The sequence below is a fragment of the Conexibacter sp. CPCC 206217 genome (assembly GCF_030646165.1).
Taxonomy (GTDB): domain Bacteria; phylum Actinomycetota; class Thermoleophilia; order Solirubrobacterales; family Solirubrobacteraceae; genus Conexibacter.
On the sequence record NZ_JAUTDO010000001.1, the window covers coordinates 533,533 to 555,689 of the forward strand.

Here is a 22,157-nt window from a genome sequence, read left to right on the forward strand (position 1 = left end):
GATGTCCTTCGACACGAGACGCACGCTCCGCGGAGCGCTCGCCGGCGCGCTGGCGACCGGCGTCTGGGCGCTGCAGCAGCCGCTCGACAAGCGCGCGTTCGGCTCGTGCTACGACGACGTCGAGCTGCTCGGGCGCTTCGTCACCGGCACGCGTGACGGCTGGTTCGCGCCGGGGCTGGCGCTGCATGTCGGCAACGGCGCGCTGTTCGGCGCCGTCTACGCGCAGCTGGCACCGCTGCTGCCGGGTCCGCCCGCGGCGCGCGGCACGTTCGTCGCGCTCGCCGAGCACGTCGCGCTGTGGCCGGCCGGCCGCCTCAGCGACCGCCACCACCCCGGCCGCGACGAGCTGCCGGTGCTGACCGGCAGCCGCCGCGCCTTCTGGCAGGCCGCCTGGCGCCACGCCCTCTTCGGCGTGCTGCTGGGCGAACTGGAGTCGCGCCTGAACCCGCAGCCGCTGCCGCCGGTCGAGCCCGATCCCGACCCGCTCGAGCACCACGTCTCCAGCAACGGGCACGGCGACATCGCGCGCGCCGCCGGCGTCGCCCGCGTAGACTCGGGCATTCCGCCCGAGTAGCTCAGCTGGTAGAGCACCTGTCTTGTAAACAGGGGGTCAGGGGTTCGAGTCCCCTCTCGGGCTTACGTCTCGATGCCCGTCGCGACTGGCGTTGCGGCGGTCTCCCCGCTCCCGGCGACTGCGCCTCGGTCGACGTGATCACGGGTTGGTCCCGTTCCTGGTCCCATTCGGCATCGCCCCGTCGATCATGCGGTCGATGCGCTCGCCGTAGTCGCGCTGGCGCGACTGGATCACCTGCGCGTAGATCTGCAGCGTGACCTTCGGGTCGGTGTGGCCGACCTGCGCCATCACCCACGGCACGTCCGCACCGCCGGCCAGCAGCAGCGAGATGAACGTGCGCCGCAGCGTGTGCGGCGTCACCGCCGGCAGGCCCGGCAGCGTCTGCGCCGCCAGCGCCGTCGCCGGCGCGAGCACGGCGGTCCGCACGCCCGAGGGCGTGTAGCGCTCGCCGCGCGTGTTGGCGAACAGCGGCTGGTCATGCTGCAGGCGCGCGACGTGCGCGGTCAGCTCCGCGGCCAGCATGTCGCTCAGCACGATCTGACGGCGCCCCGCGTCGGTCTTGGAGTCGGCGATCAGCAGCCGCCTGTTGACGAGGTCGACGTCGCGCACGTCGAGCGCGCACAGCTCCGCGATCCGCGGACCGGCCAGCAAGAGCGTCGCGATCGCCGGGCGCCGTGCCGGCTGGCTCGCCGGCGTTCTCCAGACGAGGCCGCGGCGCACGCGCGAGACGAGCGAGTCGCTGATCCCGTGCGCGCGCGCGAGCGCGACGTTCGACTCCATCGAGCTGCGGAGCTGCTGGACGCGCTCCCAGTCGAGCGGGCCGGCGGCGTCGAGCCGGCCGGCGGCGTCCAGCAGCGCCGCCGCCTGGTCGGGCTCGAGGAAGGAGCGCCGGCCGCGCTGCGTCTTCAGCCGGCGCCGGCGGCCCTTCGCCGGGTTCGGCTGCTCGACCGGCAGCTTGTGCTCGGCGGCGACGTCGAGGATCTGCGCCAGCAGCGCGATCGTCGCGTTGACGCTGTCGTTGGACAGCGAGCGCAACCCCGCTGCGCGCGCCGCGTCGCGCTCGGCGAGCTTCGCGGCGCGGTAGCCGTCGACGGCGCGGACGTCGATCTCCGACAGCCGATGGTCCTTGAAGTGGGGCAGCAGGTGGTTGGAGAGCCGCCACTCGTAGTCCTCGACGGTGCGCCGGCTGAGCCCGCGCGCCTTGCCCGTGAACCATCTCGACGCGAAGGCGTGGAACGACGGATCCTCGGCGGGCGCGCGCGGCGCCCGCGGCGCTCTCCACGTGCCGCGCTGCACCTGCCCGACCAGCTCGGCGACGGCGTTCTCCGCGCGGGTCGCGTTCCAGCCCTCGTGGTCGGTGCCGAGCTTGACTCTGCGGCGTCTGCCCTCCGCGCGGAAGCGGGCGTACCACGTGACGCCGCCGTCGGCGCGCTCGTAGGCGATCGCCTCGCCGGTCGGTCTACGCGGCATCGCGCTTCGGTCCGACGCGCAACAGCGGGCCGTCGGCCGGGCGCGGCCGCGGCGCGCGGCGCGGACGCGCTCTGACCGGCCGTTGCGGACCCGCCGCCTGCGCGCGCAGGCGCTCGCGCACCTGCTCGAGCTCGAAGCGCAGCCGCCCGCGCGCGCCGCCTCCGAGCCGCAGCGCGCCCAACTCGCCGGCGTGCTCGTAGACCCACTCCGGCTTGACCTGCAGCATCTCCGCGACCTGCTCGACGGTCAGCAGCCGCGGCGGCCGCGCCGCGACCAGCTCCGCGACGCGCTGCGCGATCGCCTCCGCCAGCTCGGGGTCGGACGCCGCGCGGGCCGCGCCGCTCGTCGCCGCTTGCACGTCGCTCATCGCGGCTCCTCCGGCGACGCGGACCGCGCCGGGCCCGCCGGCATCAGCGCCGCGGCGTCGAGTCTGCGCGGGCCCGCCAGCCGCCGGCGCCGCACCGTCTCGAGCGCGATCCCATGGCGCTCGCGCTCCTGCTGGCGCGCGACGTGATCGGCGTAGGTCAGCTCGATCCGCCGCAGCACGGCGCCGCCGTGGTCCGGGTCCTCGACCGGCTCGAGCGCGAGCCGGCGCCATCCGTACGCCGCGACGAACGAGGCCAGCAGCGGGTGGACCTGCTCCAGCGCGCGCAGCCCGGCGTCGTGGTCGCGGGCGTGACGCGGCAGCAGCCGGCGCAGATGATGGAAGGCCTCCGGCCAGGTCGGGACGGCGGCTCGCGCGCCGGCCTCGATCGCGCTGACCAGCTCCGCGACCGCCGGGATGAACGGGGAGCCGTTGCGCACGAGCACGTGCAGAGCCCGCTCGACGTCGGCCGCGTCGAACGGCTCCAGCAGGACGAAGTAGGCCGCTGCGCGCGCCTCGTCCCACTCGCCCTTCCAGCAGTTCTCCAACACGACCGCGATCAGCTGCCATTCACGCGATGTCACGTGCGCTCCCCTCCAGCTCGGCGCCCGCCGGGCGCACCAGCTCCGCGAACGCCGCGGCCGCGCGAGCACGGCGCGCCGCGTTCCTGTCGGTGACCGCCGGTCCCGGCGCGGGCGACCTGGCAGCTCTCTGCTCCGCGTTGATCGCGGCCGCGAAGCGGTCGAAGTGCCGCCGCAGCGCGTCAGCGGTGAGCACGTTCGGCGCCCAGAACCTATGTCCGTCGACCCAGCGGATGACGTGCTCGACCTGCTCGGGCGTCCAACCGTCGAGGCGCATCAGCCGATCCATCTCGGTGTGCCATCTACGCGTCGGTCTGAGCCGGCGCGACGTCGGCGCCTGTTTGGTGCGAGCGCGAGCGAGTTCCGACTGCAGCCGGCAGAGGCGGACCACGTGCTCGTCGAAGACCGATGCACGCGTGTCCGCGCCCGGCGCAGTGGCTGCGTCAGCAGTCAAGTCCTCTGCTGTCCTGTCCTCTCCTGTAGGGGACTCGCCGCGACCGGGCGTGACGGGACGTGACACGTCACGGCGCGTCACGGGGCCCGGCGGTTCGTGCCAGTCGGGCTCGCCGCCGTCGTTGTCGGCGCCCGCCTCGCGCTCGCGCTGACGCGCCTTGCGGAAGGCCGCGCGGCCGCGCTCGTTGTCCTTCTCCCAACCGGAGATGCGGGCCGTGAAGCGGCCGTCGTCCTCGTCGTAGTCGTCGAGCGCGCCGAGCGTGACCGCGCGCGCGAGCACGCGCCCGACGATCGCGACGTCGACGAAGCTGCCGCGCGCGCACGAGCGCATCCCGGCCTTGACGCGGCCACCGTCGTTCTGCGCCTTCGCCTCGCACGTCAGCCAGTCGACGACCGCGGGCCCGGCCGGCCCGAACTCCTCGCCGAGCGTGACGACGTACTCGCGCCGCCACCAGGCGGAGTCCTTCGGCCACCAGACCGTGCGCCCGTCGCTCACGTGCGCGCTCCGTCCGCGTGCGACGGGACGAGTCGCAGCCGCGGTCGCGGCGTGGGCTTGACCAGCGCCGAGGCAGGTCGCAGCGGCGCCGGTCCCCCGCGCACCAGCTCGGCCGCGAGCCGCGCCCGCAGCGCGCGGTTCTCGCGCACCAGCTCGGCGAAGCGGATCGCGACGAGCTGCTCGACGAGCTCGGCGACGAGCGGGTCGCGGCTCATGCCGCTCTCCGGCGCGGGAAGACGACCGGCGGGTCGGCGCTGTCGAGCAGCGGCCAGTCGTCGAAGTCGACCTGCTCCAGCTCGACAAGCGGGCGGCGTGCGCGGGTGACCCGCTCCAGCTCGACGGACGAGCGGCGCGCGTGGGCGCGCACCTCCTCGTAGTGGCGCTCGCGCAGCGCCTCCAGGCGGCGATCCGCGCAGCGCGCCCGCAGCGCTGCGCGCACCGCCCAGCTGGCGGCGGCGCCGGCGACTGCCACGACGGCGACGAGCGCGACGAACGCGGCGATGAGCAGCAGCGCGAGCAGGAAGGTGGCGCTCTCATCGAGCACCGGTCTGCTCCGGCCGCAGGTACGTGCGATCCTGGCTGTGCATCCGAACCTCCAATTCGGGTGCCTGCCCCCGGACGTGCGCCGTCGCGGGGGCGCTCTGTTGTCGTGGTGCTGCGACTACGCCGCCGCGAACAGCTCGAGCGTGTCGCCGAACAACACGGCGGGTGCTCTGCCGAGTTCGCGTGCGAGCGCGGCCCGCGTCGACGTGTCCGGCTGCGCACGGCGGTTGACGATCCGCGAGAGCTTGAACTCGCTGATCCCGACCGCAGCCGCGACGTCGCGCTGGCTCCTGCCCGACGCGACGATCGCCAGCTTCAGCGGGGTCACGTTCGTCATGGCCAAGATATTAGGGACTACAACAAGATCTTGCAACAAGATCTTGCAATCCGGCTCTGCATGGCCAAGCTGACCGGATGGTTCCCGTCGACGACCGGCCCGATCCGGAGGAGGTTGCGCGGCGGGTGCGAGCGGCGCAGGCCTACGCGAAGCTGTCGCGCGACGAGCTCGGACGCGCGATCGGCAAGAGCGGGTCGGTGATCGACGAGATCACCGGCAAGCGGGCACGGCTGCGCGGCGCCTCATGGGACGAGCTGCGCGCGATAGCGACCCGCTGCGGGCTGCCGTTCGAATGGTTCTGGGCCGACTTCGGCCGCCTCGGCGAGATCGCGCCGAGTGGCAGAGCGCCGGCGCTCGTCAGTCATGGCATGACAGCCGCGCTCGATGCGCTCGAGGACGCGCGGGCCGTGTCAGCCGGTCTTCGCCGAGCGCACGGGAGAGGTTCGACCCGATAGCTAGCAACGCCCCGCGCACGGGCGAATCGGACGAGAGCTTCGCCGCTTCGCGTCTCAGCGCGAGCACGACCTCATGCAGCGCGACCGCCTCGGCGTGCGCCAGTCCCCTCTGCTTCATCGAATCCCTCTTGGGCGGTCGCGTTCGCCACGTTGCGCGGGCCCGCGACCGAACGGCCCACGCATGCTTCCCAGCCCCGTGACCCCTGGTCCGGCGCCCTCTGCAGCTCACCTCGACAGTCGTTGACCAGTAAAGGACTTCACTACTGAGGTGTCAACGGTGGTGTTGCGAACGGCACCCGGAAACGACGCCCCTCCCACACGTCTGCACGCTGGCGTGCAGACGCTCATCGCTCAACCGCATCGTCAGCCGGCCCGGTACGTACGGTGATTCACATGCCGCGCATCTCCACGACCGTCGACGGGGACCTCGACCGCCGCCTCCGCGCCGAGGCGCGGCGTCGCAGAATCACGCGCGCTCGACTGCTGCGCGAAGCTTCGCTGCACTACCTCGGCGTCAGCGAAGGCGCGCAGGGGCTCGCGGAGCTGCGCGCCGTCGTCGCCAGCCAGGCAGCGCGGCTCGAGCGACTCGAGCGCCAGCTCGGCGCCGGTCCGCCGCGGACGCCGCCGGGCGCGCGCGGAGCGTTGGAACGCGCGGGACCCGACCGCGGCGCGTGACCGCTGGAGCGCACGGACCCAGATGGCGACGTGACCGCCGGAGCGAGCGGGCCCCCCGCATGGCGCGAGACCGGCGCCCGCCTACCGCACCCTCACCTGCTCGCGCGCGTAGCGGGCGCAGTCGTGCGCGATCGGCCCGAAGTCGCGCGCGAGGTCCGCGGCCGTGAACGGCGGCCGCGGCTGCACTCTTATCGCGATGTTCGCGCGATCCTCGTTGCGCGAGCGGCACGAGCGCAGCGTCGCGTCGTAGCGCGAGCGCTGGATCTCGTCGGCCCGATCGGCGTTGCTCGCCGCCGTGTAGGCGAGCGCGCCGAAGCCCGCGCCGAGCGCTACGAACGAGATCGCCAGCGCGACGACGGCGAAGCGGTCCTTGTCGTCGTAGAGCCGCCGCATCGCCGCCCTCCACCCGCCGCCGCTCATGCCCGCCCCCGCGCCTGCAGCACGATCAGCGCGGCCGAGCCCGCGATCGTGAGGCTGAACCCGATGATCGCGAACAGGACCCTGTCGAGCGTCCCCGTGACCTTCTCGAGATCGGCCTGGTCGGCCTTCTCGCGCTGCAGCAGCTCGACTCTCGCGTCGAAGCGGTCGGCAAGCCTGTCAATCCGCTCCCCAAGCTGCTCGGCGCGCCGATCGGCGCCGGCTTTCACATGTGTGAGCCGCTCGCTGAGGGCTTCGTAGCGGGCGGCGGCGTAGTCGTCTGGCGTCATCGCCGCCCTTTCTGACTCACCGCACTGTGTCGAACGAGATGCCGTCGAGCGCGACCGACGTTACGCCCGGCTCGAAGATGGCGTAGACCGCGCCGTCGGTTGAGATCCCTACAGGCACGAGGCTGTCGGGCTGGGCAGCGGCCGCAGCCACTACCGCCAGACTCGGCCGATAGCCGGTCGGCAACGTGAACGCGATCGGGACCACAGTCCCGTTCGTGTTCATCGAACCTGCGAGGTAAACGCGTGATCCTTGGCGCCAGAAGCGCGGCGCCGGAGATCCGGCTGACCAACCGTTCGCGGGCGCCGGCTGGCCGACACCGCCGACAATCCGTGCACTCCCGGCCTCCGCGCCGACCTCGTGCCACACCGAGCCGTCGTCGTAGTAGAGCGTTGCGATGTCGGTCGCGTAGAACGTCCGGCCTCTGAGATGCGTCGTCGGCCGGTCAGACAGTCTGCCCTGCCCGTAGCCGAGCGAGAACGCGTCGAGCTGGTCGCGCAGTCTCAGGATGTCTCTGGGGACGTCAGCGGGGTCGCCGCCCGAGGGGGCGTGCAGGCCCAGGCGGGTTGAGGGAGATACAGGCATCGGGTCAGCCCTCCAGCGTGGCTTCGTAGGTGGTCATCGGGAGTTCGTGTGCGCGGCGCGTCATCAGACGACCATCGCGAGTCGGTTGAACGCCGGCGCCCACAAGCTCGGCGGCGAGTCGGTCGAGTGCGTCGTGCCGGTGATGGCGTTGCGCAGCGCGTAGGCGGTGCCGGCGGAGCGGTCCTCCAAGAACCCGTCGCGCTCGTCCCACTGCGCGTATGCGAGAGCCGCGATCGTGTCGAGGTCGAGCGTCTCGAAGTCGGCGTCGTCGCTCTGCTCGATCACGGCCGCGAGCGCGATCAGACCGCTGAACCTGTCGCCCACTGTCCAGGTGCCGTGGGGGTGGATCGTGTAGGTGTGGTCGGGAGAGCCGTTGGCGTGCGCGACGACGCCGGTCGCCATGTTCTTGTGGTGGAACCGCGGCGGCGTTCTGTTCGGCGTGAAGAAGGTGACGGCGATCATCTGCCACACCCCGGCGGTGAGTCGGATCCCGGAGGCGCTGCTCGACGTCGACTCAGGGTTGTAGACGTCGAGGATCAGCTCGCCGCTGCTCGACATGCGGAAGGCGAACGGGTCTCTGGTGTCGCTCTGCGCCGGGGCCGCGTCGGCGCGAAGCAGGCCCATCGCGGGGGAGACGCTGTCGGGCTTGAGCACCAGCACGAACGTCGCGTTCGGCTGCTCCTGCGGCTCGATGCCCGGCAGCAGGCGGACGAGGTCGGTGCCGTCGAACGAGCGGGAGCCGCCGCCGTGCGGGGTCGGCGCGATCGGGGTCGCGACCAGGTCGCCGCTCGGCGCGCTTTCGTCGCCGCCGACGTAGGCCGTGACCGTCCAGGTGTGCTCGACGCCGTTGGTGAGCCCGGTGTCCTCGAACGCGACGGTGCCTCTGTCGCCGGTGCCTGCACCGTCGTAGACCTCGACGCCGTCGCGGTAGACGCGGTAACCGTCAGGCGGGGTGTTCAGCTCGGTCCAGAAGACGACCGCCCGTCTGTCGCCGACGCCGACCATCGCATCGCCCGGCGTGGCCGGTGCGCTGCCCCACCAGCCGCCCGGTTCGTCGGTCGAGTGCGACGTGCCGGTGATCGAGGTGCGGTCCGCGGCGCCGTCGCTGCCGCGATCGTTCGTGAAGCCGTCGCGCTCGTCCCAGAGGTGCAGCGGCGCGGCGGCCTCGATCGCTGCGCTCGACGTGAACGTGTTGCGGATCGCCGAACCCCTGTAGGCGTCATACAACGCCACCGACGCGATCAACGCCTGTCCTCTGATCACCCAGCCGAGCAGCGATCTGAGGTCGGCGTAGCTACCGCCTCTCGTTTCGCTCGGGGCCGGGTGCACGGGGGTCGACCCGTCGGCCGGGACCCAGCTGAACACGCACTGAACCGATCCGGCCGTCTTCGAGACCATGACTGTGCCCCACGTGTTCAGCGGCACAGGCGAGGTCTCGACGAAGTTCGCGGAGCCGGCAGACTCGAAGATCGCGAGCGGGCCGCCGTCGAGCCCGAACTGGTAGCCGTTGGAGAGGTCGCCGATCCAGGTCTGCGTTGCTCTCGACAGCAGTTTCAGCGTGACCGCCAGCACGAAGTCATCAACCAGCGGCGCGCCGAGCGCGAAGCGCAGCTCGTCACCGCTGGCGAACAGCCGGGAGCCGGCCATCAGCTCGTGTGCTCCAGGATCACCGTGATCACGCCGTCGGTCGGTGAGCCGGATACGTCGCTGATGACGACGTCGACGTAGTCGCCGTCGGCGAGCGTCACATTCGTCGGATCTCTGGCTGCGGCCGTCGTTGTCGCGACGAACGGCGCGCCGCTCGTGCCGAAGCCGCTGACGTCCGCTCTGCCCTTGCGCACGCGGAAGCTGAACGATGTGCCGCCGCCAGCGACGTAGCGCACGGCGGCGAGCGTCGCCGCCTGGCCGGACGCGAGCGACACGAAGAACCCCGGCAGCGTCGCAGCGAGCACCGGGCCGGCGAGCGCGAACGTGTGGACGCTGCGCAACGTCTTGGCCGGCGGCGTGATCCATCTCGTGTCGAAGTCGGCGCTCGACGCCTTGACGAGCTGCTGCCCGCTGCTGCCGCCAGTCGCGACGCCGGGGCCGGTCGCGCCCGTGGCCCCGGCTGCTCCAGTCGCCCCGGTGTCGCCTCTGGCGCCCTGACCGCCGGTCGCGCCGGCGGGACCCTGGTCGCCCCGCGGCCCTCCCGGCCCCACGACGAGGTTCTCCTCGCCGACCTGCGCGACGATCTTCGGCACCAGGTAGTCGACCGTGAGCGTCTGCGAGATCCCGCCGACCTCGACCTGCACCGGCGTGTCTCGGTAGCGAATCTCTTCGGCCACAGCTCAGCCCTCCAGCAGGTCGTCGTAGTTGGTCACGCTCGCGTTCAGTCCGGCGTACGTCGTCTCTGCCGCGATGTCGTCGTAGACGGCGTAGTCGACGATCAGCACGTCGTAGATGAGGCCGGCCGGCACACGGGCCAGCACCCGCGTTCTGATCTCGTCCGCCGTGATCCCGTCGTCGCGTGACTGCGAGGCGTGCAGCGTGCCGTCGGCTCTCCAGCCCGGGGTGAGGGCGTCGCCGAACTCGCGCAGCTCGTCGGCCTGCTCGAGCAGAATCGCGGTCAGCTCGAACTGCATGACGTCGTCCGGAGTCGACGTCGACTGCTGCAGCCGGAACTGGCCGAACACCGCCCCCGACGGAGGTGTGAACGTGCTCGACACGCGTGCGTCGTCAAGGCCCTCGTCCAGGAAACCCGGTCCGAACGAGGTCGTCAGCGCCGCGCCGCTCACGTCGAACCAGGCGACCGCCCATTGCAGGCCCTGCGGCTCCGTCGTCTGCGACGCCGGATCGGAGACGTTGACGTACGCGGAGATCGTGTACGGACGCCGCGGGATGACCGGCAGCGCAGATCTGCCGGTCCCGCCGAGCACGAACCGCACCGAGCGGTACTCCGTGTCGCTCGGCTGCGCACCGGTGACGCGGTAGCACCACTCGATACCCGGGTGCCACAAGCACGCCACCCGGCTGAGCGTCGCGCCGAGGATACCGCTCGATCCGGCCGCGCTCGCTCCGGCGGTGTTGACCTGAGCGCGCGGGTTTGTCGCCAGATTGACGCGCTGGAGGCCTCTCACGCGCGATCTCTTGATCATCACGCGGCCGTGGTACGGCGCGTCGATACCTCTGGGCAGGTTCGGGTCGTAGCGCTCGCGCAGTTCCACGCCACCGCCGCCCGTGAACCGCTCCGCGAACGATCTGATCGAGAGCGGGCGCCCGCGCGAGAACCCGTCGCGTTCGCGGATCGCGGCACGCCGGTCGGCGTCGTCGAGCCCCTCGATGTCGCGGACGCCGACAAGCTGGCCGAGGAACGGCAGCATGTCGAAGCCGCCGTCGACCGCCTCTCTAGCGCCCGGAGCGGCGGTGACGTGCGTCGCTCTCGACCAGCCCGAGCGGACGACCGTCTGCATATAGCCCTCGCGGACCTCGTCCACTCTGACGCGCTCGTCCCATGCACGCACCATGTCTGAGATCGGCTGGCGCATACGGCCGAGCGCCTCGCACAGGTGCGCCAGCGGCCAGCCGTTCTCCTCGTCCGCATAGGCGAGCGGCGCCACCGCGGCGTAGAGCACGGCGCCGCACGAGCCCAGCGTGGGCCCGCCGTCTTCGTACTCCAGTTCCAAGATCACGTCTCCTTCGGCCATCAGCGAATCTCCGGGGTCGGTGGTCGTCTCCAGCCGGCGCTCGTTCGCACCGACACATCGTGTTCGACCCAGCCGGCCGTCGTGCGAACCGCCGTCGTCGCCAGGCGGGCGGGGATCGGCGCCGGCTCCGCCAGCGAACTCGCGCCGCTGGTGCCGCTTTGGTCAGCGGAGCCGATGACGTCCTCGACCGGTGCGCTCGCGCGCCGCTGGTCGAAGAGCCAGAGCGCTCTCGGACTCGACACGAACGCCCAGTCGACCAGCGCGTTGACCTGCGAGAGCGATCTGACCGTCTCGTACGACAGCGCCTGGTTCCAGACCGCCGCCGCGGCGAGCTCGCCCGTGTAGTTGTAGGTGTCGCTGCTCTGATACTTGCCGAACGTCACGACGCCGTCGGCGCCGATCGACGTGCAGTTCGGCGACGGGCTGGCAGCGGTCTCCTGCTTCCACAGTCTCGTGTCGAAGTCGTAGCTGTGGAAGTCCGCCTGGACGGAGCCCGATCTCTTGGTGATCGCCAGGATGCGCCACTTGCCCCTGACGACGTGGACGCTCGGCGAGCTCACCTCGGAGTAGCCGAAGCCGGACCCCGGCGTCCCGGCGTAGAGGTAGAGGGCGCCGCCGCTGAGGATCTCGAGGCCGTAGCCGTACGCCAGTCTGCCCGCGGTGTGCGGCAGGTAGACCGTCTCGAGACGCGCCCCTCTCCAGCGCAGCATCGTGGCGAACGTCCAGTCGCCCGTGATGTCCGCCGCGCCGCGGTTGCAGCGCAGCACGTCGTCGGTGCTGTCGAACATGCGGACCGGCACCTACTCGACCTCCCAGTCCTGCAGCGGTTCGCAGGGCGCGCCGACCGGATCGTCGTGGTGACAGCGGTGCAGCTTGACGCGGCTCAGCGTGTCCTCTCTCCCCCCGGGGATCGTGCGCAGGCTCGGTGCCAGCGCGACGAGCGCGTCGAAGGTCGCGGCGGCGACGGGATCGCCGTCGTCAAAGATCAGGTCGGCTTCAAGGCGCAGTCTGGCCATCGTCCACCTCAGCTCTTGATCCACAGGTCGCCGTTGGCGCTGACAGTGTTCGACGGCGCGTCGAGGCCGATCCATACGACGAGCGCGTAGCCCGCCGGTCGCACGGTGGCGGTGCTCGATGCGTAGCCCACGGCCTTGCCGTCGATCGGGGGATCGATCCAGCCAGTCGCGTAGTCGGCGGAGCCGGTCTTCGCGAGCAGTCTGCCGCTCGTGCCGCCGGTCGCCACGCCCTGGCCGGGGGCGCCGGCAGCGCCGGTCTCGCCGCGCGCCCCCGGCGCCCCGTCGGCGCCGGACGGACCGGGCGGGCCCGTGAGCGCGGCGGTGCCGCCCGCCTGCGCGATCACGTCGGCTGCGAGCCGCTCGCGCGTGAGCGGCACCTCGAACCCGTTCTCGACGACTTTGACCTCTGTGTCGCTCGTGTAGATCGCCATCGGACTCAGCTGCCGATCACTCTGCCGGTGATCCCTCTGTCCTTCGGGCGCGGCAGCGGCGCGCGTCCGCCCAGCGGAACGTTGGCCTGCACCCAGCCGGCTCCACCGTCCAGCCGCAGGCTGTCGATGTAGTGGACTCCGGGCACGTCGTTGAGCACCTGCGCCAGCTCGAGATAGCGGACGACCGGCTCCTGGATCCACGTCGCGTCGTCGGCCTGATCGCCATCCTTTCCGCGCCCCCAGTTCGCCGGCTCGAGATAGTCGGTGATCGCCGCGACCGCCGCCAGCTGCACCGTCGCAGCGTCGTAGTCGGGCCACGCGACGGCGGTGAAGTCGACGCTGATCTCGGTATACGACGGCCCGATCACCGAGACCCGCCAGTTGACCTCGCGCATCGACTCCAGCGTCGTCTGCACCGCCGTGAGCACCGCAAGCTCCGGTCGCTCGCCGGCCTCGTCGATGACGGCGACCGTGACCGCACGCTCAGCCGCGACCTGGTATTCAGCCTCCTGGATGACAGTGAAGCCGTCAACCGATCCACCCCCGGTCACGACGAAGCTCCACGGTCCATAGGGCGTCCACTCCAGGGCAGGAAGGATGACGACGAATTCACTCCCACCGCCGGTCACATCGGCGGTGTAGAAGACACGCTCGAAACTTCTTCTGACCTCGTCTGCCGTGGCCGGTCCGTCTTCTCCCCATTCGATATGGGCCTGCTCGCCGGCGGCAAACACGTAGCCGTTGAAGCTTTCGCTGATGATCTCGATGATCTCCGGTCTGTCCACGACCAGGTTGATCGCGAGCGCGCGTTCGACGCCGTCGACCTGACGCGCGATCGCGGCGAAGTCGTCGGGCAGGATCGGCGTCGGGGAGGCGAGCGCGAGCGTGTCGACGAGACGCTCGAGGTACTCCTCGTCGGTCTCGGCGTCGCGGCCGCCGGAGGAGACGTTGGGCGCGTCGATTCTGATCGATCTGATGAACTCGAGCGCCCGCAGCGAGACGATCTCGTTGTCGCTGTCGAGGCCGTTGCCGGCGCTGCCCTCTCTGCCTGGCGCCGCCTCGAGCTGGACCTGCACGTTCAGCCCTCTGCTCGGTCTCAGCGTCGCGTCTCTGACGACGACCATCGTGACGCCATCGTCGCCGGCGGTCCGCACGAGCACCTCGAGTCCGGCGGGGACCGTGTAGCCGGCCTGATCGCGCACCGTGACGGTCGCGTCGACGCTCGCCGGCAGCGCCAGCCTCGGCGCGACGAGGTGGACCTGCTCGCCGAGCGGGCGCATGATCTGCTCGATCGGCACGTCCGCGGCGATGTCGCGCTCCTCCGCGATCATCTGCGCGTGGGCGCTGATCAGCCACGTCATCAGGTCGCCCGGGGCCGGCTCCCAGCCGGGCAGCGCCTCCTGCAGGTACGAGATCGCGATCTGCTCCAGCTCCGCAGGGTCGGTCTCGATCTCGGGTCGGATCACGGCCACGTCAGTACTCCTCCTCGATCAGGATGCGGATGCTCTCGGCGCGCAGGTCGCCGAGCGACTCGACCAACTCGGCGACGACCTCGGCGCGTGGCTCGGAGGTCACGAGCGCCTCGCGCAGTTCGTCGACGTCGACGCCGCCGGCGGTCATCATGTAGTTGGGAACGCCGAACTCGGGCGCCTCGACGCGCCAGCCGAGCTCGGTTCGGGCGGCAGCCTCGACGCACTCGGCGACCTGCTGCGGCGAGTCCTGCTCGACCGCCGCGAACGTGCCGCGGTCGAGCCGCAGCGGCAATGAAAGGTGTGGGGTGTCGATCATCTCTTCAGTCCTCCGCCCAGTAGCCGATGCCGTCGAGCGTCCAGCGGTCGCCTCTGACCGTTCCGGACGGGATGACGTCCGCAACCACGTCACCGGTTCTCTTCACGGTGATGCGCCCCGTCAGGGCGGTGCCGACCGACGCCGGGAAGCTGCGATCGGTGCCCGGCCAGGAGCCTCTCGGCAGCTCGAGCAGCTTCTGCCCTCTGGTGATGGCCGCGGTCGTTCTGACGACGCCGCGCAGCGTGACCCAGCCGTCCGCCGACTTCGCGCAGCCGACCGGTGAGGTCGTCGCGTCGTCCTGCGCCCAGCCCGAGGCCGGCGTCAGGTTCTGCCAGTCCGGCATGGTGCCGGTCCACTCCGCCGCGACGACCCAGGCACGGCCGATCTCCGACATCACGACGAGGCAGCGGTCGCCGCGCGCCGGCACGGCCGTCGCGTTCGCAGGCCAGCCGACGACCGGCCACGCGTGGCGCGCCGGCTCGTCGCCGTCGAAGTCGTCGATCGTGACGGTCAGCTCGTCAGGGTCGGGGTTGGAGACGCGCGCCTCGCGCGCGACCGGCTCGGAGCCTGTCTCTCTGCGACGCAACGCGCTCATTCGTCGTCGTCCTTGTCGTCGTCTCTCTTCGTTCTCTTGCGCGTTCTGACGAGCGTCACAGTGGCGGTCGCGTGGTAGCGCGAGCGGCGGTACCCGCCGACCAGCCAGCGACCCGCGGCCGGGCCGCAGTCCTCGTCGAGCACGACGATCGAGCCCGGCGGGACGTCCCAGATGGCGGCATCGCAGGTGACGTCGATCCGCCGCATCCGCTTGTGCGGCGCCCACTCCCAGTCGATCGTGTGGATTCCAGGCGTCTGCTCGCCGATCCGCTTGCGCGCGCGGCTGGTGCGCAGCGCTCTCTCGGGCAGGTAGTAGGCCTTGTTCGACGCGACGAAGAAGATGAAGTCGTTCTGGTCGGCGGTGCGGGTGGCCGCGTCCCAGTACGTCTCGCCCTTGATGACGGCCAGCAGTTGGTCCTTGCTGCTGTCCTCGTCCTCGTCGGGGTCGTCGTTGCGGAACGCCTCGATCAGCTCCTGCGCCTGCGACTCCCAGCGGTCGTAGAGGCCGGCGTTGCCGCGTCTCAGCACCTCGTGCGCGATCGCGCCGACGCTCCAACTCGTGTGGGTTCGCGCCAATCTGATCGCGCCGGCCTCGCCGGCGAAGCCGGGGTCGCGCAGGAACGCCTCGGCGCTGAACTCGACGTCGATCGCGCCCGCTCGCAGAAATCTGCCGCGATGGCTGCGCGAGCGCTCGGGGATCGCCCCGAGCACGCCGAGCCGGCCGCGCGTGTCGGCCTTCGTCTCGTTCGTGAGCGCCGACTCCTCGATCGCGGCGACGATCAGCGCCTGCGTCGCCTTGTCGTTGGCGCTCAGCTCGCGCGCGACCGTCAGCAGCTGGTTGGCGACGTCGAGCTGCCGCGTCGCCGCCCACACCAACTTGACTCTCACCTTCGCATCGTCGTCGATGCCCTCGGCGCGACGGTCGTCGGCGTTGGCGAGGGCGCTTCTGCGCTTGCCTCTGGAGGCGCCCTTCAGCGAGCCGCGCCCTCTGCGCTCCTGCTCGCTCGGGTACTCCAGGATCAGCTCGTCGATGCCCGCCTTCTTGCACAGTCTTCTGACGAAGGCTTGGTGATCGGTCGCGCTGGAGTCGGCGAGCATGACTTTGCCCTTGGCACGCAGCCTGCAGATCGTGGAGTCCTCGAACGTCAGCATGAAGCTGTCGTCGCGTTTGGCGATCGACCGCAGCCAGTACTCGACGCCGTCCAGCTCCAGCCGGACCTCGCGCTCGAGCCGCTCGTCGTCGTCCGCTCTGGGCTTGAAGAGGCCGGAGTCGACGAGCACGCGCTCAGGGTCGATCACGCCCATTCTCACGACGGACGAGCCGACGAGGCTGAGCTCCTCCTCGAAGGCGGTCAGGCCGTCGCCGACGAGCAGGTCGACGCCCTTGCCGTCGAGGCGGATGTCGCCGTCGAGCTGACGCGCGTCACCCGGAAGGGTGTACAGCGCGCTCATCTTCTCGCTCTCCCGCTCCACACTTTCGGCGCTCTCGGCTTCGCCGTTTCGGTCTTTCTTCTCTTGACCTCCCGCCGCCACCAGCTGCCTCTCGGCAACTTGATTCTCTCCTTGAGCTTGTCGCCGGGCTTGAGGTGGTTCATTCTGCGCACGTAGCGGGCCGCGGCAGTGATCTCGTTGGTGGCGTGGAGACCGAGCTCCTCTTTGACGATTCTGCGCAGGTCCTCTCTGCCTTTGACGGTGTAGGAGCGCGTCGGTCTCGCGATCGGATCTCTGCGCTTGAGCAGGTCGACCGGGACGTACATTCTCAGCGTCACCGTCACGAACGCTCGCACGCGCGTGTTTCTGACGACGTCGACCTCGCCCCACTCGAGCTTCTCGACGAACCAGCGGCGGTGGTGATGGGGGACCTGCCCGCGGATCCGCAGCAGCGTCGGACGGTCCTCTTTGCGGTCGAACGGCAGTCGTGCGAAGTGGTCGAGCACGCGCATGTCGCGCTCGCAGTCGACGTCTCTTCTCCGCGGCCAGCCGCCCAGGATCAGTCTCAGCCGCAGCTGCGGGGCGCTCGTCCCACGGAAGACGGTCGCCGAGGTCTGTCCCGGCCGCGTCTCGTCCTCCCAGCCGCCGTATCCGCCGAAGGACTGCGGATAGCCGTCGTCGAGGTGCGCCTTCACGACCAGGTCGTCCTCTTTGCTGACCAGTCTGACGACGTCGTAGGCGGGTCTGTGTCTCTTTCTCTTGGTCGTGCGGCGTCTGTCCGGCAGGGTTCTCGGCCCGTTCTCGGACTGCATGTGCGCCTGGCGCTGCGCCGCGCGCGTCGCTCTCGCAGTGAGCCGGCTGATCACCTCAGCCAGCGTCTCGGGCATCCAGTCGCTCTTGTCGCTCATCGCCATCCCCACTGCTCTTCGTCGTCGAGGTTGCGCACCGTCGAGCGCGCGACCTCGCGACCATCCAGGTACTGATGGACGTGAAGGTCACGCTGCGCGCCCGCCCCGCTGCCGAACGGCGAGGCGGATTCGGCACGCTCCATCAGCTGACGCGAGCGATGCGCAGGCGTCACGTCGGAGCCGGCCGGGAGCTGCACGATCTCCGGGCCGCGTTCGCCGACCAGTGTCGTCTCGCCATGGCGCACGCGACCGCCGTGAGCCCGCTCGGTGGTCGCGCCCGGCGCGCGACCGGGGCGCGCTGTCTGAGCGGTCGGGTCCGGCACGAGAACCTTTTCGGCGGTCGAGCCCGAGCTCTCGTGCTCCTCGTCGTAGGAGTACCATCCGAGCGCGAGCCCGCCCACCTTCGCCACCTTCCACGGGGCGACCTCGAGCAAGGCGCCGCCCCGGGCACGCCACAGTTCCCCCTCAGCGGCCTCTCCGCGCGCGAATCTGGCCTCCGTGTCCCACCACTCGACTACCGTCGCGCCAGTGCCGACGAGATCCGCGGCTCTCCCGAACCGTTCGGTCCCTCGGGCGATCGTGCCGACGATTCCTCTCTCATTTCTCAGCAGAGCGGGGAGGCCGCCGCCCGAGCCCGGGAGCCAAAACGGCACGGTGCCCGTATCGAGGGCCAGTTTGCCGGTGTTGTAGTCGTGTGCCGCCTGGCCGAGCCACGCGCTCCCGGGGATGACGTCCCACACGGGCCCGATCACGTCGCTCAGCGTCGCTGGCGCCTCGCCCGGCCACGCCGAGTGTTTGAGGGCTGGATCCTCATCCGGCGGCGTCGACATCGACGGCGGCATGACGCCGTTGTATGCGTAGTACAACTCTGGGAACGGCATCGTCGGTGTCGGTCTCGGAAATCTCAGCTCCGACATGAACGGATGCTTCGGTCTCGGCGGGAGCAGCGGCGACGGTCTCAGCAGCCCCAGTGCGCCGAAGAACTTCGAGTTCCGTCGGGTGACCGCGGGCGGCAGCGGTCTCGGCCGCGGCGCGGCAGGCGTGACAGGCGACACGGTCGCCGTCGGAGACAGCGGATAGACCAGCCCCTGGGTACCCGGCGTACCGTTCCCGGCGCTCCAGACGCCCCTCCCGCCAGACTCCTTGTAGCCCTGGTAACCGACGACACCGGAGCCGGTCGGGGGTGGGGGAAGCGTCTGTCTTCTCGGCGCAGGCGGCTTCGGCAGCGGTGACGGGACGTCCCAGGGCATTCTCGCCGCCCCGGTGATGTCATTCCACGAGGCTCCGGTCATCGTTCATCCCCACATGAGCTTGGCGACGTGGTGCGCGAGCCGCTCGTCGCGTTTGGCGGCGTACTTGTCAGCCCCGGCGAGGCGCTCGCGCCAGAACACGCGCTCGAGCGCATCGCCGGCGACGAGCCGCTCGGCGATCCGGTCCAGCCCGAGTGCCAGCGCAAGCTCCACATGACTTTGCTCGCCGAGGCTCAGCGCCCCGGGACGATCGCCTCCGCGATCTCACGGGAGGTGTCGGTGAGCCAGCGCTCGATCGTGTTGGCGAAGTCGGAGAGCGCGACAACGTTGACGACCGGGATCGAGCCCTCGCCGCCGACGGTGAACGCCGAGTGGACGGCGCCGCGCGCCGACAGCGCCTGCGGCAGTCCGACAGCCTCGCTGTAGTGCACGTCGAAGCGCAGCGGGCCGTAGGAGCCCTCCAGCGCGGTCAGCCGCGGTCTGCCCTCGTCGTCGACGCCGTCGCCCGCATACAGCCCGGCGACGGTCGCGGCGACGAAGTCGCCCATCCAGTCGATCGTTCCCGGCGTGCCGGTGAGCGTGCTTGCGAAGTCGTGGTCCGGGACCGTGACGCGCGCGATCAGCTCGTCGCCCCAGCCGGGCAACGGCAGGAACAGCTCCGCCTGCTGCCGGCGCTCGACGTAGGTGCGCCGCAGGCGCGCCAGCGGCGAGTCGGCCGCGGCGGCATCGCTGCCCGCCGCGGCTGCCTCGCCGTGCTCGACCTCGTCGACGACGTCGTCCGCCGCGAACGGATCGGGGTTCGTCACGACGGGAACCAGGTGCCGACCGGCGTCACGATGACTCTGTACAGCGAGACGCCGTCGCTCTCGGATCTGAAGGACGGCCGCGTGACCTCCTTGAGGATCCCTCTGATCGACTCGCCGCTTCCGGGCACCTTCGTTCTGTCGTCGGCCATCGCGTAGTACTGGACCGTCGCCGTTCTGCCGATGCGGGCGACCAGGTCGCGCCGCAGCGAGCCGTCGACCTCACCACGGTAGGCGCGCTCGAGCACCACGTCGCCGGTGGTCGGGACGCCCGCCAGCGCTTGCTGGGCGACGTTGCCGCCGGGACGGTAGCTGCGCGTCGGCGAGGTCGTGTCGCCGCCGTCGATCGCGTCCCAGTTGCCGTCCACTCTCAGGTCGGCGAGCGAGAGGGTCGCGACAAACTGCCATTCGCTCGTCAGGGGGTGAGCCATCGTCAGCGTCTCCTAGATCGTGTCGCTCGGGGCGACCTGGGTGATGGTCAGCTCGACCGTGTGCGCCGAAGGCGACGGCCGCAGGGCGAGGTAGCCGACGAGACGGGGACGTCTGCCGGCCTCGGTCTCCGCGACGACGCTGGCCGCGTACGCCTCGGCGGCGTCGCCGCCGTAGAGCGCGTCGCGCGCGTACCAGTCGGCACAGATCGCGATGACGTCGCCGGTGGCGGCGGCGGCGAGATGGCCGCGGCCGTCGATCGTCTGCATCACGCGCTTGCGCAGGACCTGCTTCGCCTGTGCGTGGACCGCCATCGTCACGCGCATCGCCGAGACCTCGGCGTACTGCGGGTATCTGATGGTGTCGACCGCGGTGATCGCGTCCTCGGCGTAGATCGCGCCCTGCGGGTCCTGCACGATCACGTTGACGCCGAGGTCGTTGAGCGTCTCGCGCTCGGCGCGGGTGAACTGCTTCACGACGCCGACCGGCGTGCGGTACTCCCCGAAGGTCCAGGAGCACGGCTGGCCGGGGCCGGCGGCGTTCTCGCGATCGGCCAGCGCCTCGCGGCCGGTGTGGACCCCGGACGGCGGCACGGGCACCGTGACACCGGCGACCGAGACGTTGATCCAGCCGGCCAGCAGCTGGATGTATCTGGCGTTCGGGAGTCCGCGGACCGTCGTGGCGACCGGCTCGATCGTGGCGACCGTCGCGGTGCGGCCGAAGTCGCCGCGGGCGAAGCGGTTGTTCGCGGCGGCGTGGTCTGCGAGCGCGGTGAAGACGTCGATGCCGTCCCACGCGGAGGCGCAGACCGAGCCGGGGCCGAAGTCCTCGTCGAAGGCCGCGAGCGCCGTTCTGACCTGGGTGTGGGTGATGCTCGTGTCGTCGTCGGCACCGTCGGCGAGCGTCGCGCCGGCGACCGTCAGCGGCCATCTGCCGTTCGTGACCGCGCTCGCGGTCACGTAGCCGGAGAGGTCGATCAGCTCGATCGCCTCGTCGATGCTGGAGACGGTGCCGCTGACCAGCGTGGAGCCGTTCAGCGTCACCGTGACAAGGCGGTCGTCGCCGCTGTCGGAGGCCGCGACGGCCACTCTGACGCCGTGGTAGAAGGTGCCCTCGCCGGCGGCCTCGACCGTCACCGTCGCGACGGGGCTGGCGCCGCCGGTGAGCGTGGCTCTCGCCACTCTCGCGGCGGGGCCGACGGCCCGCGACAACACGGCGCGGCTGCCGCCCTCGGCGAAGTAGGACTCGACCGCGCGCAGCGTCGAGGTCGTGGAGTGGTCGCCGAACGCCTGGCGGACCTGGGCGAAGGAACGGCACTCGACCGGCTCGCCAACCGGGCCGCGGTCGCTGGCGACGACCTCGAAACGAGTCGAGACGTCGTCGGCCGGGAACGGCGCGGCGCCGCGATCTCCGCGGCGCACGATCACTTCAGGCAGCGGCATCAGCTTGCATCTCCTGCGTTGGTTGCGGACAACTCGACGTGCACCGGCACGGCCTCGCTCATGGGATCTCCTCGACGGGAGTGGTGGTCAGGGCGATCTCTTCGACTCTCGGCCCGTCTTCCAGGTCGAGCGCGGGGTCTTCGATCGGCGGATCTCTGAGATCGAGCGGCAGCGGGCCGCCGAGATCCGACAGCAGGACGCCGGAGACGGCCAGCACGTGGCCCTCCGTGTACAGCAGCTGGTCGATGTCGTCCGCCGGCTCGCGCACCTCGTCGGGTGCCTCGGGCGGCGTCGCGACGACGCCGACCCAGCGGGCGGTGAAGCCGGTCGTCAGCGGCAGCTCCTGCAGCAGCAGCGCGGTCGCGCCGAGCGCCAGGATGCTGGCGGTCGCTCCGCCGACGAGCTCGTCGGCATTGCGTGTGATCGCGTGCACCTCGAGCCGAAGCGTGCCGGTGTACTCGCCGTCGCCGGCGCGGTAGCGGATGTCGTCGAAGGTGCCCGGGCAGGAGACGACGATCAGCGGCATGAGCTCCTGCGAACGCGGCTTCGGACGCTCGCGGCAGACGACGTCGAAGGGACGCTCGATCCGCTTGACCGTGCCGCCGAACGGCGTCTGCTGGCGCACGATCTCGTCGAGGTAGATGCCGAGGTGGTAGCCGAGCAGCAGCTCGCGCGCGGCGTTTCTCAGCGACCACGGCGTCGTGAACGGACCGAGCACGCGTGAGGTGTTCACGCTCACGGGCTCTCCTCGGAGTCGAGCGGGCAGCCGGCGATGATCGCCTCCGCCAGCGCCTCGACGGCGTCGTTGTAGAGCGTCGAGAAGGCGTCGAAGGCGGTGCCGGCCTCGGTGCGTTCGGGCAGCACGGACAGCTCGATCAGCTGCGCCGTGCGGTAGACGGCCGCGGTCGCCGCGGCGGCTTCGAACGCGTCGGTGCACGGGCTGCGGCCGGCGAAGCGCATCGCGACGTCGTTGCAGGCCAGCTCGATCAGCGCTCTGACCTGCGTCTCCGTCGGACGCGTCGTCTCGGTGAATCTGCCCAGCTCTCTGGCGGACGTCGCGGCGATCGAGTCGCGCCCGCGCGTGCGGGAGGACAGGACCGTGGCGACCTGGTCGGGCGTGGGCGCCCAGGCGGGAGCGGCCATG

31 protein-coding genes and 1 tRNA gene are annotated in these 22,157 nt (G+C 71.0%); 4 read left to right on the forward strand and 28 right to left on the reverse strand.

All coding sequences use genetic code 11. From position 1 onward, the window contains the following. The first annotated feature begins 1 nt into the window (after nucleotide 1). Both Q7L65_RS02540 and Q7L65_RS02545 read left to right on the forward strand, forming a co-directional pair. Nucleotides 2-574: a hypothetical protein gene (locus tag Q7L65_RS02540; RefSeq protein WP_304718647.1), complete on the forward strand. Its 573-nt coding sequence runs from the start codon at nucleotides 2-4 to the stop codon at nucleotides 572-574. Further along, nucleotides 565-637: transfer RNA gene (locus Q7L65_RS02545), tRNA-Thr, on the forward strand. The genes Q7L65_RS02540 and Q7L65_RS02545 overlap by 10 nt, the downstream gene beginning before the upstream one ends. Before the next feature lie 75 nt (nucleotides 638-712). Here the strand turns inward: Q7L65_RS02545 and Q7L65_RS02550 are convergent. From Q7L65_RS02550 to Q7L65_RS02580, 7 genes are all read right to left on the reverse strand, one after another. Further along, entirely contained in the window at nucleotides 713-2,044 is a 1,332-nt protein-coding gene (locus Q7L65_RS02550) for a site-specific integrase (protein WP_304718648.1), read from the reverse strand. Next, nucleotides 2,034-2,411 (reverse strand): helix-turn-helix domain-containing protein, encoded by a 378-nt coding sequence (locus tag Q7L65_RS02555; protein WP_304718649.1) that lies wholly within the window; start codon nucleotides 2,409-2,411, stop codon nucleotides 2,034-2,036. The genes Q7L65_RS02550 and Q7L65_RS02555 overlap by 11 nt, the downstream gene beginning before the upstream one ends. Further along, nucleotides 2,408-2,992: a hypothetical protein gene (locus Q7L65_RS02560; protein WP_304718650.1), complete on the reverse strand. Its 585-nt coding sequence runs from the start codon at nucleotides 2,990-2,992 to the stop codon at nucleotides 2,408-2,410. Before Q7L65_RS02560 ends, Q7L65_RS02555 begins: the two co-directional genes overlap by 4 nt. Further along, nucleotides 2,979-3,938: a hypothetical protein gene (locus Q7L65_RS02565; RefSeq protein WP_304718651.1), complete on the reverse strand. Its 960-nt coding sequence runs from the start codon at nucleotides 3,936-3,938 to the stop codon at nucleotides 2,979-2,981. Before Q7L65_RS02565 ends, Q7L65_RS02560 begins: the two co-directional genes overlap by 14 nt. Beyond that, the gene (locus Q7L65_RS02570; RefSeq protein ID WP_304718652.1) at nucleotides 3,935-4,153 is read right to left on the reverse strand and encodes a hypothetical protein; all 219 of its coding nucleotides are present in this window, start codon (nucleotides 4,151-4,153) and stop codon (nucleotides 3,935-3,937) included. The genes Q7L65_RS02565 and Q7L65_RS02570 overlap by 4 nt, the downstream gene beginning before the upstream one ends. Continuing rightward, nucleotides 4,150-4,482 carry a hypothetical protein gene (locus tag Q7L65_RS02575; protein WP_304718653.1) on the reverse strand — a complete coding sequence of 111 codons (333 nt, stop codon included), beginning with the start codon at nucleotides 4,480-4,482 and terminating at the stop codon, nucleotides 4,150-4,152. Before Q7L65_RS02575 ends, Q7L65_RS02570 begins: the two co-directional genes overlap by 4 nt. A gap of 117 nt (nucleotides 4,483-4,599) precedes the next feature. Further along, the gene (locus Q7L65_RS02580; RefSeq protein ID WP_304718654.1) at nucleotides 4,600-4,818 is read right to left on the reverse strand and encodes a helix-turn-helix domain-containing protein; all 219 of its coding nucleotides are present in this window, start codon (nucleotides 4,816-4,818) and stop codon (nucleotides 4,600-4,602) included. 77 nt (nucleotides 4,819-4,895) lie between these two features. Here Q7L65_RS02580 and Q7L65_RS02585 point away from each other — a divergent pair, with 77 nt between their 5' ends. Together Q7L65_RS02585 and Q7L65_RS02590 are read left to right on the forward strand one after the other, a co-directional pair. After that, nucleotides 4,896-5,273, forward strand: a complete 378-nt coding sequence (locus Q7L65_RS02585) for a hypothetical protein (RefSeq protein ID WP_304718655.1) — start codon at nucleotides 4,896-4,898, stop codon at nucleotides 5,271-5,273. Between the two features lie 393 nt (nucleotides 5,274-5,666). Then, nucleotides 5,667-5,948, forward strand: coding sequence for a hypothetical protein (locus Q7L65_RS02590; RefSeq protein ID WP_304718656.1), 282 nt, complete (start codon nucleotides 5,667-5,669; stop codon nucleotides 5,946-5,948). A gap of 81 nt (nucleotides 5,949-6,029) precedes the next feature. Here Q7L65_RS02590 and Q7L65_RS02595 read toward each other — a convergent pair whose 3' ends face one another. The 21 genes from Q7L65_RS02595 to Q7L65_RS02695 all read right to left on the reverse strand — a co-directional run bounded on the left by Q7L65_RS02595 (nucleotide 6,030) and on the right by Q7L65_RS02695 (nucleotide 22,156). Beyond that, nucleotides 6,030-6,341 carry a hypothetical protein gene (locus Q7L65_RS02595; RefSeq protein WP_304718657.1) on the reverse strand — a complete coding sequence of 104 codons (312 nt, stop codon included), beginning with the start codon at nucleotides 6,339-6,341 and terminating at the stop codon, nucleotides 6,030-6,032. A gap of 23 nt (nucleotides 6,342-6,364) precedes the next feature. After that, entirely contained in the window at nucleotides 6,365-6,655 is a 291-nt protein-coding gene (locus Q7L65_RS02600) for a hypothetical protein (protein ID WP_304718658.1), read from the reverse strand. 16 nt (nucleotides 6,656-6,671) lie between these two features. Beyond that, complete coding sequence (locus Q7L65_RS02605; RefSeq protein ID WP_304718659.1) at nucleotides 6,672-7,238, reverse strand: hypothetical protein; 567 nt, start codon at nucleotides 7,236-7,238, stop codon at nucleotides 6,672-6,674. A 63-nt stretch (nucleotides 7,239-7,301) separates the two neighbouring features. Beyond that, nucleotides 7,302-8,885 carry a hypothetical protein gene (locus Q7L65_RS02610; protein WP_304718660.1) on the reverse strand — a complete coding sequence of 528 codons (1,584 nt, stop codon included), beginning with the start codon at nucleotides 8,883-8,885 and terminating at the stop codon, nucleotides 7,302-7,304. Next, a complete protein-coding gene (locus Q7L65_RS02615; protein ID WP_304718661.1) occupies nucleotides 8,885-9,562 on the reverse strand; it encodes a hypothetical protein in 678 nt (225 codons plus the stop codon). The genes Q7L65_RS02610 and Q7L65_RS02615 overlap by 1 nt, the downstream gene beginning before the upstream one ends. A 3-nt stretch (nucleotides 9,563-9,565) precedes the next feature. Continuing rightward, entirely contained in the window at nucleotides 9,566-10,921 is a 1,356-nt protein-coding gene (locus Q7L65_RS02620; RefSeq protein ID WP_304718662.1) for a hypothetical protein, read from the reverse strand. Beyond that, nucleotides 10,921-11,709 (reverse strand): hypothetical protein, encoded by a 789-nt coding sequence (locus Q7L65_RS02625; RefSeq protein WP_304718663.1) that lies wholly within the window; start codon nucleotides 11,707-11,709, stop codon nucleotides 10,921-10,923. The genes Q7L65_RS02620 and Q7L65_RS02625 overlap by 1 nt, the downstream gene beginning before the upstream one ends. A 12-nt stretch (nucleotides 11,710-11,721) precedes the next feature. Then, entirely contained in the window at nucleotides 11,722-11,937 is a 216-nt protein-coding gene (locus tag Q7L65_RS02630; protein WP_304718664.1) for a hypothetical protein, read from the reverse strand. Between the two features lie 8 nt (nucleotides 11,938-11,945). Further along, nucleotides 11,946-12,368, reverse strand: a complete 423-nt coding sequence (locus Q7L65_RS02635) for a collagen-like protein (protein ID WP_304718665.1) — start codon at nucleotides 12,366-12,368, stop codon at nucleotides 11,946-11,948. 5 nt (nucleotides 12,369-12,373) lie between these two features. After that, on the reverse strand, nucleotides 12,374-13,840 hold the full coding sequence (locus tag Q7L65_RS02640; protein ID WP_304718666.1) for a baseplate J/gp47 family protein: 1,467 nt from the start codon (nucleotides 13,838-13,840) through the stop codon (nucleotides 12,374-12,376). Nucleotide 13,841: 1 nt separating this feature from the next. Beyond that, on the reverse strand, nucleotides 13,842-14,156 hold the full coding sequence (locus tag Q7L65_RS02645) for a hypothetical protein (protein ID WP_304718667.1): 315 nt from the start codon (nucleotides 14,154-14,156) through the stop codon (nucleotides 13,842-13,844). A 4-nt stretch (nucleotides 14,157-14,160) separates the two neighbouring features. Further along, nucleotides 14,161-14,751: a hypothetical protein gene (locus tag Q7L65_RS02650; protein ID WP_304718668.1), complete on the reverse strand. Its 591-nt coding sequence runs from the start codon at nucleotides 14,749-14,751 to the stop codon at nucleotides 14,161-14,163. Then, nucleotides 14,748-16,202: a hypothetical protein gene (locus Q7L65_RS02655; RefSeq protein WP_304718669.1), complete on the reverse strand. Its 1,455-nt coding sequence runs from the start codon at nucleotides 16,200-16,202 to the stop codon at nucleotides 14,748-14,750. Before Q7L65_RS02655 ends, Q7L65_RS02650 begins: the two co-directional genes overlap by 4 nt. Continuing rightward, the gene (locus Q7L65_RS02660; RefSeq protein WP_304718670.1) at nucleotides 16,199-17,089 is read right to left on the reverse strand and encodes a hypothetical protein; all 891 of its coding nucleotides are present in this window, start codon (nucleotides 17,087-17,089) and stop codon (nucleotides 16,199-16,201) included. The genes Q7L65_RS02655 and Q7L65_RS02660 overlap by 4 nt, the downstream gene beginning before the upstream one ends. After that, nucleotides 17,086-18,006: a hypothetical protein gene (locus Q7L65_RS02665; RefSeq protein WP_304718671.1), complete on the reverse strand. Its 921-nt coding sequence runs from the start codon at nucleotides 18,004-18,006 to the stop codon at nucleotides 17,086-17,088. The genes Q7L65_RS02660 and Q7L65_RS02665 overlap by 4 nt, the downstream gene beginning before the upstream one ends. Before the next feature lie 378 nt (nucleotides 18,007-18,384). Continuing rightward, on the reverse strand, nucleotides 18,385-18,552 hold the full coding sequence (locus Q7L65_RS02670) for a hypothetical protein (RefSeq protein WP_304718672.1): 168 nt from the start codon (nucleotides 18,550-18,552) through the stop codon (nucleotides 18,385-18,387). Nucleotides 18,553-18,572: 20 nt separating this feature from the next. Further along, nucleotides 18,573-19,145 carry a hypothetical protein gene (locus Q7L65_RS02675; protein WP_304718673.1) on the reverse strand — a complete coding sequence of 191 codons (573 nt, stop codon included), beginning with the start codon at nucleotides 19,143-19,145 and terminating at the stop codon, nucleotides 18,573-18,575. Continuing rightward, nucleotides 19,142-19,573, reverse strand: a complete 432-nt coding sequence (locus Q7L65_RS02680) for a hypothetical protein (protein ID WP_304718674.1) — start codon at nucleotides 19,571-19,573, stop codon at nucleotides 19,142-19,144. Before Q7L65_RS02680 ends, Q7L65_RS02675 begins: the two co-directional genes overlap by 4 nt. 12 nt (nucleotides 19,574-19,585) lie before the next feature. After that, on the reverse strand, nucleotides 19,586-21,013 hold the full coding sequence (locus Q7L65_RS02685; protein WP_304718675.1) for a hypothetical protein: 1,428 nt from the start codon (nucleotides 21,011-21,013) through the stop codon (nucleotides 19,586-19,588). 58 nt (nucleotides 21,014-21,071) lie between these two features. Next, nucleotides 21,072-21,752, reverse strand: a complete 681-nt coding sequence (locus tag Q7L65_RS02690) for a hypothetical protein (RefSeq protein WP_304718676.1) — start codon at nucleotides 21,750-21,752, stop codon at nucleotides 21,072-21,074. Next, the gene (locus Q7L65_RS02695) at nucleotides 21,749-22,156 is read right to left on the reverse strand and encodes a hypothetical protein (protein ID WP_304718677.1); all 408 of its coding nucleotides are present in this window, start codon (nucleotides 22,154-22,156) and stop codon (nucleotides 21,749-21,751) included. Before Q7L65_RS02695 ends, Q7L65_RS02690 begins: the two co-directional genes overlap by 4 nt. Between the last annotated feature and the right edge of the window lies 1 nt (nucleotide 22,157).